The 13,942-nt window shown below is 63.9% G+C and carries 14 protein-coding genes and 1 tRNA gene; 7 read left to right on the forward strand and 8 right to left on the reverse strand.

Annotation, left to right across the window (positions count from 1 at the left end):
* The first annotated feature begins 134 nt into the window (after positions 1–134).
* A complete protein-coding gene (locus IEY43_RS12780) occupies positions 135–563 on the forward strand; it encodes a hypothetical protein (protein WP_188948963.1) in 429 nt (142 codons plus the stop codon).
* Positions 564–703: 140 nt separating this feature from the next.
* Here IEY43_RS12780 and IEY43_RS12785 read toward each other — a convergent pair whose 3' ends face one another.
* Together IEY43_RS12785 and IEY43_RS12790 are read right to left on the reverse strand one after the other, a co-directional pair.
* Complete coding sequence (locus tag IEY43_RS12785) at positions 704–1,861, reverse strand: cystathionine gamma-synthase (protein WP_188948964.1); 1,158 nt, start codon at positions 1,859–1,861, stop codon at positions 704–706.
* Positions 1,862–1,886: 25 nt separating this feature from the next.
* Complete coding sequence (locus tag IEY43_RS12790; RefSeq protein WP_188948965.1) at positions 1,887–3,251, reverse strand: cystathionine beta-synthase; 1,365 nt, start codon at positions 3,249–3,251, stop codon at positions 1,887–1,889.
* Between the two features lie 136 nt (positions 3,252–3,387).
* Here IEY43_RS12790 and IEY43_RS12795 point away from each other — a divergent pair, with 136 nt between their 5' ends.
* Positions 3,388–4,359, forward strand: coding sequence for a DNA-3-methyladenine glycosylase family protein (locus IEY43_RS12795; RefSeq protein ID WP_188948966.1), 972 nt, complete (start codon positions 3,388–3,390; stop codon positions 4,357–4,359).
* Positions 4,360–4,377: 18 nt separating this feature from the next.
* Here IEY43_RS12795 and trxA read toward each other — a convergent pair whose 3' ends face one another.
* Together trxA and IEY43_RS12805 are read right to left on the reverse strand one after the other, a co-directional pair.
* On the reverse strand, positions 4,378–4,752 hold the full coding sequence (gene trxA, locus IEY43_RS12800; protein WP_188948967.1) for a thioredoxin: 375 nt from the start codon (positions 4,750–4,752) through the stop codon (positions 4,378–4,380).
* A gap of 128 nt (positions 4,753–4,880) precedes the next feature.
* Positions 4,881–4,962: transfer RNA gene (locus IEY43_RS12805), tRNA-Tyr, on the reverse strand.
* Between the two features lie 181 nt (positions 4,963–5,143).
* Between IEY43_RS12805 and IEY43_RS12810 the strand changes: the two genes are divergently transcribed.
* Positions 5,144–5,632, forward strand: a complete 489-nt coding sequence (locus IEY43_RS12810) for a YajQ family cyclic di-GMP-binding protein (RefSeq protein ID WP_188948968.1) — start codon at positions 5,144–5,146, stop codon at positions 5,630–5,632.
* 86 nt (positions 5,633–5,718) lie between these two features.
* Here IEY43_RS12810 and htpX read toward each other — a convergent pair whose 3' ends face one another.
* The gene (gene htpX, locus IEY43_RS12815) at positions 5,719–6,597 is read right to left on the reverse strand and encodes a zinc metalloprotease HtpX (protein WP_188948969.1); all 879 of its coding nucleotides are present in this window, start codon (positions 6,595–6,597) and stop codon (positions 5,719–5,721) included.
* 255 nt (positions 6,598–6,852) lie between these two features.
* Here htpX and rarD point away from each other — a divergent pair, with 255 nt between their 5' ends.
* Positions 6,853–7,791 carry an EamA family transporter RarD gene (rarD, locus tag IEY43_RS12820; protein ID WP_188948970.1) on the forward strand — a complete coding sequence of 313 codons (939 nt, stop codon included), beginning with the start codon at positions 6,853–6,855 and terminating at the stop codon, positions 7,789–7,791.
* Between the two features lie 294 nt (positions 7,792–8,085).
* On the opposite strand, the gene gabT is transcribed toward rarD, so the two are convergent.
* From gabT to IEY43_RS12835, 3 genes are all read right to left on the reverse strand, one after another.
* On the reverse strand, positions 8,086–9,429 hold the full coding sequence (gabT, locus tag IEY43_RS12825; RefSeq protein WP_188948971.1) for a 4-aminobutyrate--2-oxoglutarate transaminase: 1,344 nt from the start codon (positions 9,427–9,429) through the stop codon (positions 8,086–8,088).
* 198 nt (positions 9,430–9,627) lie between these two features.
* Positions 9,628–9,765 carry a methionine/alanine import family NSS transporter small subunit gene (locus IEY43_RS12830; RefSeq protein WP_188948972.1) on the reverse strand — a complete coding sequence of 46 codons (138 nt, stop codon included), beginning with the start codon at positions 9,763–9,765 and terminating at the stop codon, positions 9,628–9,630.
* 2 nt (positions 9,766–9,767) lie between these two features.
* The gene (locus IEY43_RS12835) at positions 9,768–11,375 is read right to left on the reverse strand and encodes a sodium-dependent transporter (RefSeq protein ID WP_188948973.1); all 1,608 of its coding nucleotides are present in this window, start codon (positions 11,373–11,375) and stop codon (positions 9,768–9,770) included.
* Positions 11,376–11,491: 116 nt separating this feature from the next.
* On the opposite strand from IEY43_RS12835, the gene IEY43_RS12840 reads away from it, so the two are divergent.
* The 3 genes from IEY43_RS12840 to IEY43_RS12850 are packed head-to-tail and all read left to right on the forward strand — an operon-like array spanning position 11,492 to position 13,861.
* Positions 11,492–12,895 (forward strand): PucR family transcriptional regulator, encoded by a 1,404-nt coding sequence (locus tag IEY43_RS12840; protein ID WP_188948974.1) that lies wholly within the window; start codon positions 11,492–11,494, stop codon positions 12,893–12,895.
* A 19-nt stretch (positions 12,896–12,914) separates the two neighbouring features.
* Positions 12,915–13,349 carry a hypothetical protein gene (locus IEY43_RS12845; protein ID WP_188948975.1) on the forward strand — a complete coding sequence of 145 codons (435 nt, stop codon included), beginning with the start codon at positions 12,915–12,917 and terminating at the stop codon, positions 13,347–13,349.
* Entirely contained in the window at positions 13,349–13,861 is a 513-nt protein-coding gene (locus tag IEY43_RS12850) for an HIT family protein (RefSeq protein WP_188948976.1), read from the forward strand. Before IEY43_RS12845 ends, IEY43_RS12850 begins: the two co-directional genes overlap by 1 nt.
* Positions 13,862–13,942 lie beyond the last annotated feature (81 nt).

Below are 13,942 nucleotides of genomic sequence, written 5' to 3' on the forward strand. Positions count from 1 at the left end.
CTCAAAAATTGGGCCAGATGCAAGGGATACCCTGATGTTCGCGAACACCTAATGCTAACGAATCCGGAGCCTGTTTGTCAGCGTCAGGGGTGTGTGAGATCGGGCACCGCAGCTAAACCAGTAGGGTTGGAACCGTGAATATTCGTGATTTTCCAAGGCGTCCGGACGAGCCCGTGCCCGGCGGGCTGCTCATCTCGCAGCTGCTCTGGGTGCTGGCCGGAGTGCTCTTCTTGGGCTTCGGCGCATTCCTGGTTTACGAACAAACCCAACGCGGTTCCTTCGACCTCGGCGCGATGGCCCTGGTCGTGCTGCTGCTGGCCGCCGGGGCCGCGTTCGGCATTCTGGCGTACCGGCTGTTCCTCGGCCAGCGCGCGGCGCGGGCCCAGCTGACTTGGGTCGGGCTGATCGCGGCCCTGCCCATGGTGCTGCGCATGGGACGGTATTCAATCCTGGCGGCCATCGTGCTGTTGAGCGTCGCGCTGATGTGGGCGCCGGCCAGCAACCGCTACTTCAAGGTGGTCTCCCCCAAGCCGCGCAAACGCCGCCCGCTGCCCCCGCGCTGACAACTCCCGCGCCGCCCAGCACCCGGACCTGCAGGTTCGCGGGCAGGACGGCAAATGCGCGCTGAACCCGGTGACGGGTCAGCGCGCATTTTTCATTTCCGTCCGTTGCCTATTCCTCCGGCATCGGGTGTCCTTGCCTCCTACAGCGCGGAGAAGGCCCGGTCCAGGTCGTCAATGAGGTCAGCAGCGTCCTCGATGCCCACCGAGAGGCGCAGCAGATTCACCGGCACGGCCAGCTCGGTGCCCTTGACCGATGCGTGGGTCATCTCCGAGGGGTAGTTCATCAGCGATTCGATGCCGCCCAGCGACTCGGCCAGGGTGAACAGCCTGGTGCTTTCCGCGACGGTGCGGGCCGCCGCCTCGCCGCCGGCGAACTGCACGGAGACCATGCCGCCGAAGCCGCTCATCTGGGTCTTGGCGATCTCGTGGCCCGGGTGGTTTTCCAGGCCCGGGTACAGCACCCGCTCCACTTCCTTGCGCTCGCCCAACCAGGCGGCCACCTGCGCCGCGTTTTCCGAGTGGGTGCGCATGCGCACGCCCAGGGTCTTCAGGCCGCGGGTGGTCAGGAACGCGTCCATCGGGCCGGAGACCGCGCCCACGGCAAACTGGATGAACCCGATCTTCTCCGCCAGTTCGGCGTCCTTGACGATGACCGCCCCGCCGACCACGTCGGAGTGGCCGCCGATGTACTTGGTGGTCGAGTGCACCACGATGTCCGCGCCCAGCGCCAGCGGCTGCTGCAGGAAGGGACTGGCGAACGTGTTGTCCACGACCAGCAGCGCGCCGGCTGCGTGGGCGATCCGCGCGGCCTTGGCGATGTCGGTGATCTTCATCATCGGGTTCGACGGGGTCTCGACCCACACCAGCTTCGCCTTGTTCTTTTCGATCGCTGCGGTCAGCGCCGCCTCGTCGCCCATGTCCACCGGGGTGTTGCCGATGCCCCAGGCGCCCAGCACGCGGTCGATCAGGCGGAAGGTGCCGCCGTAGGCGTCGTTGCCCAGCACGATGTGGTCCCCCGGGCGCAGGATCGCGCGGATCAGCGAATCTTCGGCGGCCAGGCCGGAGCCGAAGGAGAAGGCGTGGGTGCCATGCTCGGCGGAGGCCAGCTGCTCCTGCAGCGCGTCGCGGGTCGGATTGCCGCCGCGGCCGTATTCGTAGCCGCTGCGCAGCTGGCCGATGGCTTCCTGCGCATAGGTCGAGGAGAAGTGCAGCGGAGGCACCACGGCGCCGGTGACCGGTTCAAAGGCCTGGCCGGCGTGGACGAAGCGGGTGTTGGATCCCTGGGCATTGCGAGTCATTGAATGTGTGTCCTTTGCGAAATCTCTAGCGGGTGACGTAGGCCAGCAGGTCTGATGCGGTCAGGGCGGCGACGACTTCGCCGTTGTCGGCCAGCAGCACAGCGGGGTGATCCGCCAGCAGCTGGTGGGCGCGCTCTAGGCTCTCCCCCACTCCCAGCAGCGGGACGGGCAGCGAGTCCAGGTCGGCCAGGGTGCTCTCCGGCGCGGCCCCGGCCAGCAACGCCTCGGTGAGCTGCGCGGCGCCGACGACCCCGCGAACCTCGCCGATGCGGGCCGGCAACTGTGCCGTGGCGGCAACCAGCGCGTCCGCTCCGGATTCGCGCAGCGATGCCGCGGCCCGGGCCAGCGTGGTGTCCAGCGGAATGGTCATCACCGGGTCGGCCGCCAGCGCGGTAGCCACGCGACGCAGCTCGGCGTCGCCGTCTCCGGTGAAGCCCTGGGTCAGCATCCACGATTCGTTGTAGATCTTGGCCAGGTAGCCGCGGCCCCCGTCCGGGGCGATGACGACGATGACGTCGTCCTCGTCCAGGTCCTTGGCGATGCGCAGGGCCGCTGCGACCGCCATGCCCGAGGAGCCGCCCAGCAGCAGTCCCTCTTCCTTGGCCAGCCGGCGGGTCATGGCGAAGGCCTCGGCGTCGGTGACGGCCTGGACCTCGTCGGGCACGGCAGGGTCGTAGTTCCCCGGCCACATGTCTTCTCCCACGCCCTCGACGAAGTAGGGGCGGCCGGTGCCGCCGGAGTAGACCGAGCCGTCCGGGTCCGCGGCGATGACCTTCACCGGGCCGGAGGCGCGGTCGGCGGAGATCTGCTTGAGGTAGCGGCCGGTGCCGGTGATGGTGCCGCCGGTGCCGGCGCTGATCACCACATGGGTCAGTTTGCCGTCGGTGTCGGTCCAGATTTCCGGGCCCGTGGTTTCAAAGTGGCTGTCCGGCGCCCCGGGGTTGGAGAACTGGTCGGGTTTGTAGGCGCCGTCGATCTCGGTGACCAAACGGTCCGAAACCCCGTAGTACGACTCGGGCGAATCCGGGGCGACCGCGGTGGGGGTCACCACGACCTCGGCTCCGTAGGCGCGCAACACGTCGCGTTTTTCCTCGCCGACCTTGTCCGGGGTGACGAAGACGGTGCGGTATCCCTTGAGCTGGCCCACCATGGCCAGGCCGACGCCGGTGTTGCCGCTGGTGGGCTCCACAATGGTGCCCCCCGGTTTCAGCTCGCCGCTCTGCTCTGCACGCTCGATCATCTTCAGCGCGATGCGGTCCTTGATGGAACCGCCCGGGTTCAAGTATTCGAGCTTCACGAGTACCGTGGCCTTGATGCCTTCAGTCACGCGGTTGAGTTTCACGAGCGGCGTGTTGCCGATCAGGTCCAGAACGGTAGGCGCATACTTCATGTCAAGAACTTTACCGGCGGGTGTCACACTTGTCGTTCCCGCCCGTAGTCTTACGTCACGCAGTTCCCGGAGCACTTTCGCGGTGCTAACAGAATGAGACGCCTGCGCCCAGCGAAAAGAGAGGATTCTGCCGCCGATGCAGTTGGATCAGAATGCCGCGACAGGGAACTTCGATCCCCAGCGCCCGGTGTCTCTGGGCAAGTCATTGGGGATTCTGCGCCGAGGGCTGGGTGATCCAACGATTCGCTTGTCCGGCTCCGAAGCCTGGCTGGTGTTCGCAACTCCCGACGGGGATGCCTCGCTGCGAATTCTCAAATCCGCGCTTAACTCGCCTGCAACATTCCAGGCGTGGGGCCCCGGAGCCCGGTGGGCGGTGGAGTTCGCCCCGGATCTGCTGGGCGCCAGTGACGACTGGAGCGCTTTCGACGCCCCGGAATTCAACGGGCTGCTGCCACAGATCGTGCGGCATACCCGTTCCCTGCACCGGGATGTCGTCTTGCCGCGGACCAACCGGATTTTCGAGCATCTGCTGGGCGCAGTGCTGGAGCAGCGCGTCACCGGGATCGAGGCGAACTTCGCATGGCGGTGGCTGATCCGCCACAAGGGGCGGCCGGCACCCGGTCCGGTGCCCGAAGGTCTGCGTATTGCCCCCGGGGCCGAGCAGATCGCGACGATGAACCGGTGGGATTGGCAGGCAGCGAGGGTTGACCAGCAGCGGGCTTCGGCGCTGCGCCAGGTGGCGGCGGCGGCCGGAAGCCTTCAGTGGTGGGCCGGACGTCCAATCGAGGAGGCGAAGCCGTCCGCGAGAAAACCCGGAACCTTGGAGGCTGCACTGCTCTCGCTGCCGGGCATTGGCCCCTGGACCGTGGCCGAGACGTTGCAGCGTTCGCATGGCTCGGCGGATTTAGTGTCCGTGGGAGATTTCCACTTGGCGGCGTTCGTGGGCCAGGTGCTCACCGGCAGGCGCGTGGATGACGCCGGAATGCTGGAACTTCTTGCTCCGTTCGCTCCGCATCGCCAGCGGGTGGTTCGCCTGCTGCAGCTTTCGGGCGAACGGAAGCAAAGCTTCGGGCCCCGCTATGCGCCGCTGGATCACCGGGAGCGCTAGAACCCGAAGCGTAGGGATTCAGGACTCCGCCTGTGCGGCTTCCTGGGCGATCTGCGCGTGGACCTCGCCCATGTCGATGCCCTTGACCGCAGTGACCAGGTCTTCGAGCTGGCTGGCGTTCAGGGCGCCGGCCTGCGAGAACACGAGGACCTTTTCACGGAAGGCCATGATGGTCGGGATGGAGGTGACGTTGGCGGCGCGGGCCAGGCCCTGTTCAGCCTCGGTGTCGACCTTCGCGAAGACGACGTCGGTGAACTTCTCCGAAGTCTGCTCGTACACTGGGGCGAACTGGCGGCAAGGACCGCACCACGCAGCCCAGAAATCCACGAGGACAATGTCGTTCTCTTCGATCAGCTGCGCGAATTCGTTTTCGCTCACATTTTTAGTTGCCATGCTTACACGGTAGCGGACGCACACGGTGAATACCCAGTAATGGGAGATTTAACGAGCCTTGGCCATTTCGGGAATAACTTCGGGTTAATCAAAAAAACTCCCAGATCTTTCGATCTGGGAGTTATTTGTGGCAGATACTGGATTCGAACCAGTGAAGGCGTTGCCAGCTGATTTACAGTCAGCCCCCTTTGGCCACTCGGGTAATCTGCCGAGCCGCTCCGTTTGAGAACATTTGTTCTTGTCGGAACGAGAAATAACTCTACAGGAGATTTTCGATGATGTGAAATCGAGAGGGGCCTTTTTGCTGTAACCCTGATCACAGCCGGTTTTCGGGGTCTAAAACCGGTAGTCTTGGACTCGAATCTGAACCGTTACATCTAGGAGTATTCACATGGCTAGCGATTCCAGTTTTGACGTTGTCAGCAAGGTGGACAGCCAGGAAGTAGCCAACGCGCTGCACCAGGCCCAGAAGGAAATCCAGCAGCGCTACGACTTCAAGGGCGTAGGCGCCGAGATCGATTTCAGTGGCGAGAAGATCCTCATGAAGGCCTCGTCGGAAGAGCGCGTGAAGGCCGTTCTGGACGTCTTCCAGTCCAAGCTGGTCAAGCGCAACATCTCGCTGAAGTCCCTGGACGCAGGCGAGCCTTTCGCCTCGGGCAAGGAATACCGCATCGAAGCGGGCATCAAGGAGGGCATCGCCCAGGATGTCGCCAAGAAGATCAACAAGCTGATCCGCGACGAGGGGCCGAAGGGCGTCAAGTCCATCATCCAGGGCGACGAGCTGCGTGTCTCGTCCAAGTCCCGCGATGACCTGCAGAGCATCATTGCGCTGCTGAAGGACTTCGAGGAAGCCGACCTCCAGTTCATCAACTACCGCTAGGCGTTCACCGCTGCGGTACGACATTGGCGAGGAGCCCCTGCCGGGGCTCCTCGCCTATTTCTGTCTTCCGGGCGCGTTGCCGGAGCCTAGTACTGCCGGCCGCCTGCCATGGCCTCAAGGCGTGCAATGCGTTGGTCCATCGGCGGGTGGGTGGAGAACATCTGCTTCATCTTGGAACCGAACGGGTTGGCGATCATCAGGTGCGAGCTGTTGACCAGCTTCTGGTCCTGCGCGCCCAGCGGGGCGGCGCTGATCCCTGATTCCAGCCGACGCAGTGCGCTGGCCAGGGCCAGCGGGTCGCCGGTCAGCTTGGCGCCGTCCTCGTCCGCGTCGAACTCGCGGGTGCGGCTGACCGCCATCTGGATGATCGACGCGGCAATCGGAGCCAGCAGCGACAGCGCGATCAGCGCGATCGGGTTGACGTTGCGGTTCTCGTTGTTGTTTCCGCCGCCGAAGAACAGCAGGAACTGCGCCAGCGACGTGATCACGCCGGCGATGGCAGCCGCCACCGAGGAGGTGAGGATGTCGCGGTTGTAGACGTGCATCAGCTCGTGTCCCAGCACGCCGCGCAGCTCGCGCTCATTGAGCAGCTGCATAATGCCCTCGGTGCAGCACACCGCGGCATTCTCCGGGTTACGTCCGGTCGCGAAGGCGTTCGGCGAAGCGGTCGGCGAGACGTACAGGCGCGGCATCGGCTGCTGGGCGTTCATCGACAGCTCGCGCACGATCCTGTACATCTGCGGCTGCTGCTCTTCGGTCACTGGGTAGGCACGCATCGAACGCAGCGCGATCTTGTCGCTGTTCCAGTAGCCGTAGGCCGTAGTGGCCACGCCGATCAAGGCGAAGATCCAGATGAAGCTGGCGTTGCCGGTTCCATTGGCAATCAGAGAGCCAATCGCCAGGAGCAACGCAAACATGCCGCCGAGCAAAAGGGCTGTCTTGAATCCGTTGTTGTGTCCATGCACGATGGCGTACTCCCCTAAAGATGAATCCGTACTAAGTCTTCCTAGTCTAGTCAACGTATGGATACGCCGCACCGTTCCGCCCGCCGGCGAATACTTGCGCGCCGGACCGGTGATCTTTGCAACATTGCCGGTCCGCCTGCGCAGGCGGGAATACGGAGCGCGAGGTGATGTTATACGGTGTGACTTGTATCTACTTCCCATGGGGAGTTTTCCGGGCTCCACGCAGCCCACTTCGTTCGAAAGCCATCGCACCGCATGACACCAAACACCGTGAAACCCATCCGTTCGCAGCACAGCTACGGCCTGATCCAGGGAACGAGCGCCTACCTCATCTGGGGCCTGCTTCCGGTGTACTTCCTCATGCTCCCGCAGATTTCCGCCTTTGAATTCGTTGCGGTCCGGGTGCTCTTCTCGTTGATCTTCTGCGTCCTGCTTCTGTTGGCGACCCGGCAGATGCGCCAGTTCGCGGCCATGTTCAAGGAAGGCAAAACCATGTGGCAGCTGGCCCTGGCCAGCTTCCTGATCGCGACGAACTGGGTCCTGTACGCGGTGGCGGTGCTGACAGGACACGTGCTGGAAGCATCGCTGGGCTACTTCATCAACCCGATCGTAGCGATCCTGCTCGGAGTGCTTGTGCTCAAGGAACGGCTACGACCCCTCCAATGGGTGGCCGTGGGCTTCGCCTCCGCCGCGGTGCTCGTGCTGACCATCGGGTTGGGCCGCGTCCCGTGGATATCCCTGGGACTGGCATTCTCCTTCGGCTTCTACGGCCTCGTGAAGAACCAGGTGGGCCAGAGCGGCACCGCGCTGGGGACGCTGACGATGGAAACCCTGTGGCTCACGCCCCTAGCCGCCGTGTTCATCGGCTGGCTGGCCCTCGCCGACTCCTCGGCCCTGTTCCAGGCGGATTCCGGCACGCTGCTGCTGCTGGCGGCCAGCGGCATCATCACCGCGGTTCCGCTGCTGCTCTTCGGAGGGGCGGCGCGGCGGCTGCCGCTGAGCACCGTCGGCTCGTTGCAGTTCCTGGCGCCGTTGATCCAGTTCGTCCTGGGGCTGCTGGTCTTCGGCGAGCAGATGCCTGCCGAACGCTGGGTCGGCTTCGGACTGGTCTGGGTCGCGGTCATCATCGTGCTGGTCGACATGCTCCGGGCTCCCAAGGCCGGCAGCATGCCGGAGCCCAAGAAGCTCGTCTAGCCCCGCGCCCCAGCCGGGCCAGACCCGCAGCACCTACAACGGATCGTCCCCGGTGCTGCGGGTTTTCCTTTGCAACCTCTAGCTGGCCCCTTCAGCGGACCGCACCCGTTCCGCAGGGCCGTTGCGCATCCGCACGAGGCTCGGCGCTCTGCCGGGCCCAGGGCTTCCCGCTGGAGGATGCGCGGGCCGCAGGGAGCACCCAAGATCCCGCCTTCCGGTTAACGCACGGCATCCCCGCACAGCGTGGGCCGTGCGGGGATGCCGCTTGGGGTGGGTTTATCCGTTTGCTGCCGCTTAGGCGGCGTGCTTGCGGATGGCTGCTTCCAGCACGTCGAACGCGTCGGTCAGCAGTTCGTCGCCGATGACCAGTGGTGGCAACAGGCGAACAACGTTGCCGTAGGTGCCGCAGGTCAGGATCAGGACACCCTGGGCCAGGCACTCTTCGGCGATGGCCTTGGTCAGGGCCGCGTCAGGCTGCTTGCCGCCGGCCTTGACGAATTCCAGCGCAATCATGGCGCCGCGGCCACGGACCTCGCCCAGTGCGGGAACGTCCTTCTGCAGCGCGATGAAGCGGGCGAAGAACTGCTCTTCAATCTCGCGGGCGCGGCCCGGCAGGTCCTGGTCTTCCATGAACTTGATGGATTCCAGCGCAGCGGCCACGGCGACGGGGTTGCCGCCGTAGGTGCCGCCCAGGCCGCCGCCGTGCACTGCGTCGATCAGCTCGGCGCGGCCCACGATGCCCGACAGCGGCATGCCGCCGGCGATGCCCTTGGCCACGGTGATGATGTCCGGCTCGATTTCCTCGATGTCCGAAGCGAACCAGGCACCCGAGCGGGCAAAGCCGGCCTGGACTTCATCGGCAACGAAGACGATGCCGTTTTCCTTGGCCCATTCGGCGATGCGCGGCAGGAAGCCGGCGGCGGGAACAATGAAGCCGCCTTCGCCCTGGATCGGCTCGATGATGATCGCGGCGATCTGGTCGCCGCCGATCTGCTTCTCCATGGCCAGGATGGCGCGCTCTGCGGCTTCCTTGCCCGAGATGTTCGGGTTCTCTTCGCGGTATGGGTAGCTCATCGGCATGCGGTAGATTTCCGGTGCCAGCGGGCCGAAGCCGCGCTTGTACGGAGCAGCCTTGGCGGTCAGTCCCATGGTCAGGTTGGTGCGGCCGTGGTAGGCGTGGTCGAAGGCGACAACCGCCTGGCGGCCGGTGGCCACACGGGCCACCTTGATGGCGTTCTCCACTGCTTCGGAACCGGAGTTGAAGAACGCGGCGCGCTTTTCGAAGGTGCCGGGGGTGATCGCGGCCAGCTTCTCGGCCAGTGCAATGTAGCCCTCGTACGGGGCCACCATGAAGCAGGTGTGGGTGAAGCGCTGCGCCTGCTCGGCAACGGCCTTGGCCACTGCCGGGTTCGACGCGCCAACGGTGGTCACGGCGATGCCGGAGCCGAGGTCGATCAGCTGGTTGCCGTCGACATCGACAATGATGCCGCCGTCAACGTCTGCAGCGTACACCGGAAGGGTCGAGGCGACGCCTGCTGCCACCGCGTTGGCGCGGCGGGCGGCCAGCTCCTGCGACTTGGGGCCTGGGAATGGGCCTTCGAGCTTGCGCTTCTGTTCAATGCGGTAGGTAACGTCCACCAGCTTTTCCTCTCACTATGGCTCCTGCATTCGCCGGGGAATGCAAAGTTCTAGTAGCAGAATATGTTGGCGCGAATCGTTGCACTACCGGATTCAGCACAAGTGGGCACCGGCTTGGTAGTGCAAGTGCACAGACGCGGCGCGGCCCCCGTTCCGCGAAGGGAACGGGGGCCGCGCCGGTGGTGCCGTGGTTCGAGGCTACAGCGTGTGTGCCGGCTCGATCACGTCGTCATCGGTTTTCTCCGGGTGACGCGAGAGGTGGATCAGGGAAACGGCCAGGCCGCCCCAGATGGTGAGCATTGAAACGATCATGAAGACAATGGCAAGCGTACTCATTTTTAGTACTCCTTTCCTGCAGGTTCCGGAATTTCCTCGGCCTCGACGTTCTTCTTGTGCTGGTGGAATTCCGGATCATTGAGCTTGGATTTCTTGCTCCACGGAATCAACGACAAGATGACTGCGCCGACAATCAGCGCACCGGCCATGCCCCAGCCGAAGACGCCGTTGAACCATGCCGGATAGCCGGAGTACTGCTCGGCCATTTTAGTCTGGATCTCGTTGATGAGCATGTAGCCCAGAGCCGCCGGGCCGACACCACCGACCAAGACCTTCCAGCCGGTGCCCACCTTGATGGAGCTGTGGCGGTTCAGGTGCTTGGCCAGCTTCGGCAGCATGCCCAGGCCGGCGCCGAGGACGATCACGATGACCAGGGCGCAGGCGAGGATGCCGAACTGGTTGACGAACGCGTCCATGGTGTCCAGCAGGAACAAGCCCGTGGTGGTCGGGAACAGCGCCAGCGAAATCAACGCTACCGGGATGGTCACGCTCAGGGTTGCCGGAGCACGGCGCCAGCCGAGCTTGTCCTGGAACGCCGCCACGATTACTTCGAGGATCGAGATCAGCGAGGTCAAGCCGGCGAAGACCAGCGACCCGAAGAACAGCACGCCGATCACCGAGCCCAACGGCGCCTGCGACACAATCGTAGGGAAGGCGATGAACGCCAGCCCGATGCCGCTGACGGCGACCTCGTCCACGCTGGAGTTCGCATTGTAGGCCATGAAGCCCAGTGCGGCGAACACACCGATGCCGGCCAGCAGCTCGAAGCTGGAGTTCGCGAAGGCCACCACGTAGCCCGAACCGGTCAGGTCGCTCTTGCGCTTCATGTAGGAGGAGTAGGTGACCATGATGCCGAAGGCCACGGACAGCGAGAAGAAGATGTGCCCGAAGGCCGCGGCCCAGACGCTCGGGTCCTTCAGCGCTTCGAAGTTCGGGGTGAAGAAGGTGTTCAGGCCGTCGATGGCGCCGGGCAGGAAGACCGACTGGACCACGAGGATCAGGAACATGACGATCAGCAGCGGCATGAAGATCGCGTTGGCGCGGGAGATGCCCTTGTTCACGCCGGCAACCATGATCACGATGGCGATCAGCCAGACGGCGAACATCGGGATCAGTACCGGACCGACAAAGTCGAAGCCGACGGTGACCTCATCCTGGACCTTCAGGAAGTCGTTCATGAAGAATCCGCCGGCACCGTCGGGGTTCTTGTCCCAGGCCTTCGTGATGGAGAACCAGCAGTACATGGCGGCCCACGCGATGATGGCCGCGTAGTAGATGGCGATGATAAAGCAGATCAGCACCTGCCACCAGCCGAGCACTTCGGCCTTGCGGTTCGCGCGGCGGTACGACAGCGGCGCCGAACCCCGGTAGCGGTGGCCGACGGCGTAGTCCAGGAAAAGTAGCGGGATACCGGCACACAGGATGGCTACCAGGTAAGGGATGAGGAATGCACCGCCGCCGTTTTCGTAGGCGACGTAGGGGAAACGCCAAATGTTTCCCAGACCAACGGCCGAACCGATCGCGGAGAGAATGAAGAGCTTGCGTGAGGAGAATGTCTCACGCTTGTCTGATGCGAGCGGAGCGCCCTGAGTAGATGATGGAGAGCTCATGTCACTAAGCTAGCGCAAAAATTTCGCAATGTGGTCACTTTTCGGCATCTTTCGCTCACTTCTTTGAGCATTTTGCGCAAATCGTTGCAGCAGCGGTCGCACCATAGAATGAACTTATGGCAATTAGTTTACGCGGACTACTGGAACATGACGAGCTCGGGCTGAGAGCTTTAACTGATCCTACACATGCTTTGGAGACCGCGATCACGTGGGGTGCGGTGACGGAGCTGCTGGACCCTTCCAAGTTCCTTACCGGCCGGGAGATCGTGCTGACCACCGGGGTCCGTCAGAAGTCGGCGCCGGCGCAGATTGACTTCGTCCGCACCTTGGCGGCAAACGATGTGGTGGCGCTGGGATTCGGTATTGGCCTTGAGCACGAAAGCGTGCCCGAACCGGTCCTGGAAACCGCCCGCGAGGTTGGCCTTCCAGTGATCGAGGTGCCCTACAAAACCCCTTTCGCCGCCGTCTCCCGCCTGATTGCCGAAGCCCTGAACGCCGACCACGTCAAGCGTGTCGAGAATCTGCTGCGCGCCCACCAGAAGCTGGCCCAGTCGTTGCTCTCCTCGGACCTGGACCGCATGCTCGCCGAACTGTCGAAGATGCTGCATACGGACGTCGCGCTGAGCCTGCATGGGGAGATGATCAGCGGCGACTTCGAACCGGAGCGCTCCTGGCATGAACTGCCCGTGGCCACCGGGCTGCGCGACCGTTGCACGCTGCACATCGCAGAGCCCTACACCCACGACCCGATTGTCGAATACGCGCAATCGCTGATCGGCTTGGAATTGACCAATAAGTCGCGGTTGCGCGCTTCCCAACGGCTGGCCAACGGGCAGGTGCTGGCGGACCTCGCCTCCGGCGTGCTTTCCGGTTCGGACGCCGCGGTGCGCCTGGGCGCGCTGGGCCTGGAATCCCAGCGGGAGCACTCGGTGGTGCTGGTGCAGGCCAGCGGCCAGTCCGAGCGGCTGCAGACCCTGCCCCTGCCTGCGGATCTCGCCTCGCAGGTCACCGCCATCGTCGAGGACCGTCTGGTGGTCATCGTGGCCTATAGGCAGGTGCAGCTGTCTATCGACCGGCTGGACGCGTATCTGGCCACGGCGGGAATCCCGGCCAAGGTCGGCTACGGAGGACGCTACTCGAACACCACCGGCATCCGGTGGAGCTATTTCGAGGCGTTGGAATCCCTGCGCCACGGCGAACGGGTGAACGTCCCCACCAAGCTCTCGCTGACCTCGCTGCTGCTGGCGGCCCGCGACGTGCCGCTGCAGGATCTTGCAGCGGAGGCGCTGGGCCCCATCCAGGATTTCGACTCGTCACACGACTCGGGGCTGATGCGCACCCTGCGAGAATATCTGAACCGCGACGGCTCGGTCGGAGCGGTGGCCGAATCGCTGGGACTGCACCGCAATACCGTGCGCTACCGCATGCAGCAGATCGCTGAACTGTCCGGCTACGACCCGAACGTGACCAGCGACAGGGTCCAGTTGTGGATTGCGCTCAGTGCACTTGAGCTGCGCTAGTTCTGGATAGGATTGAACCATGGCTGACATGTTTCTAGAGAAGTTCCGTTCCCTCGTCCCGAAATACCTTGAGGACCAGTGGAACGAAGCCGATGGCCTGACCGCCGGGGAATTGGCTGACGGCTTGGCGGAGTCCAAGGTCCAGATCCCCTTTGTCCTGGAAGAGTTTTATCTCGCCCTGGGCAACAATGACGATTTCATGGAGGCCTACCACTACTTCTTCGATCCCGAGGAACTCGAAATCGACGACGGCTACCTGTTGTTCCTCGAAGACGAGGAGGAGAAGTTCGTTTGGGGCTTCAAGCAGTCCCAGCTGGAGGTCCCGGATCCCATTGTCTACCGCCGGAGCAACGCCAAGGGCAACTGGGTCAGCGAGGAAGGCACCTTCAGCGAGTTCACCCTGGACATGTTCGCCTGGGTCTTCGAGGAATTAGCCGCCGAGCTGGAGGACTAGTGCTCTACCGTTCCCACGAACCGCTGGGCTACCAGTGTCCCTTCTGCGAGCTGGTCAACGACCTGCCCTTCAGCGAGGACAACCTGTGTGCGCCCACGGACCTGATCTACCAGACCGACCAGGTCGCTGCGATCATGGCCTGCGACGGTTTCGGGAACTTCGGCGGGCATGTCATGATCATCCCGACCGCCCATCTGGAATCCCTGTACGACCTTGATGAGCAGATCGGCGCAGCGATCATGCGCGAGACCCGCCGCGTCGCTTTGGCGATGAAGCTGGCGTGGAAGCCCGATGGCACCAGCACCCGCCAGCACAATGAGCCGGCCGGGAACCAGCATGTCTGGCACTACCACCAGCATGTCTTCCCGAGGTATTGGGACGACGAGCTCTACCGCCAGCTGCGCCACCGCGTCCCCGTCGAGGACCGCGCGGCCAAGGCCCAGCAGCTGCGCGCGGCGCTCTTCAGCGACGAGCACCCGCAGCGGCTCTACGCGTCCGACGTACAGCGCTGAGGACCCGGGCCTAGACCCAATACCGTTTACTTAGATTCATGATGTGTTAATCTTTTCCCATGGCACGTAGTGGATGGGTGA

The organism is Glutamicibacter protophormiae, assembly GCF_014647495.1.
GTDB lineage: Bacteria > Actinomycetota > Actinomycetes > Actinomycetales > Micrococcaceae > Glutamicibacter > Glutamicibacter protophormiae.

What these genes read in the sequence shown, in the direction of transcription:
- IEY43_RS12785 (WP_188948964.1), bottom strand. Translation starts at nt 1,861, where the DNA reads ATGACTCGCAATGCCCAGGGATCCAACACCCGCTTCGTCCACGCCGGC.
- IEY43_RS12790 (WP_188948965.1), bottom strand. Translation starts at nt 3,251, where the DNA reads ATGAAGTATGCGCCTACCGTTCTGGACCTGATCGGCAACACGCCGCTC.
- IEY43_RS12795 (WP_188948966.1), top strand. Translation starts at nt 3,388, where the DNA reads ATGCAGTTGGATCAGAATGCCGCGACAGGGAACTTCGATCCCCAGCGC.
- trxA (WP_188948967.1), bottom strand. Translation starts at nt 4,752, where the DNA reads ATGGCAACTAAAAATGTGAGCGAAAACGAATTCGCGCAGCTGATCGAA.
- IEY43_RS12810 (WP_188948968.1), top strand. Translation starts at nt 5,144, where the DNA reads ATGGCTAGCGATTCCAGTTTTGACGTTGTCAGCAAGGTGGACAGCCAG.
- rarD (WP_188948970.1), top strand. Translation starts at nt 6,853, where the DNA reads ATGACACCAAACACCGTGAAACCCATCCGTTCGCAGCACAGCTACGGC.
- IEY43_RS12830 (WP_188948972.1), bottom strand. Translation starts at nt 9,765, where the DNA reads ATGAGTACGCTTGCCATTGTCTTCATGATCGTTTCAATGCTCACCATC.
- IEY43_RS12835 (WP_188948973.1), bottom strand. Translation starts at nt 11,375, where the DNA reads ATGAGCTCTCCATCATCTACTCAGGGCGCTCCGCTCGCATCAGACAAG.
- IEY43_RS12840 (WP_188948974.1), top strand. Translation starts at nt 11,492, where the DNA reads ATGGCAATTAGTTTACGCGGACTACTGGAACATGACGAGCTCGGGCTG.
- IEY43_RS12845 (WP_188948975.1), top strand. Translation starts at nt 12,915, where the DNA reads ATGGCTGACATGTTTCTAGAGAAGTTCCGTTCCCTCGTCCCGAAATAC.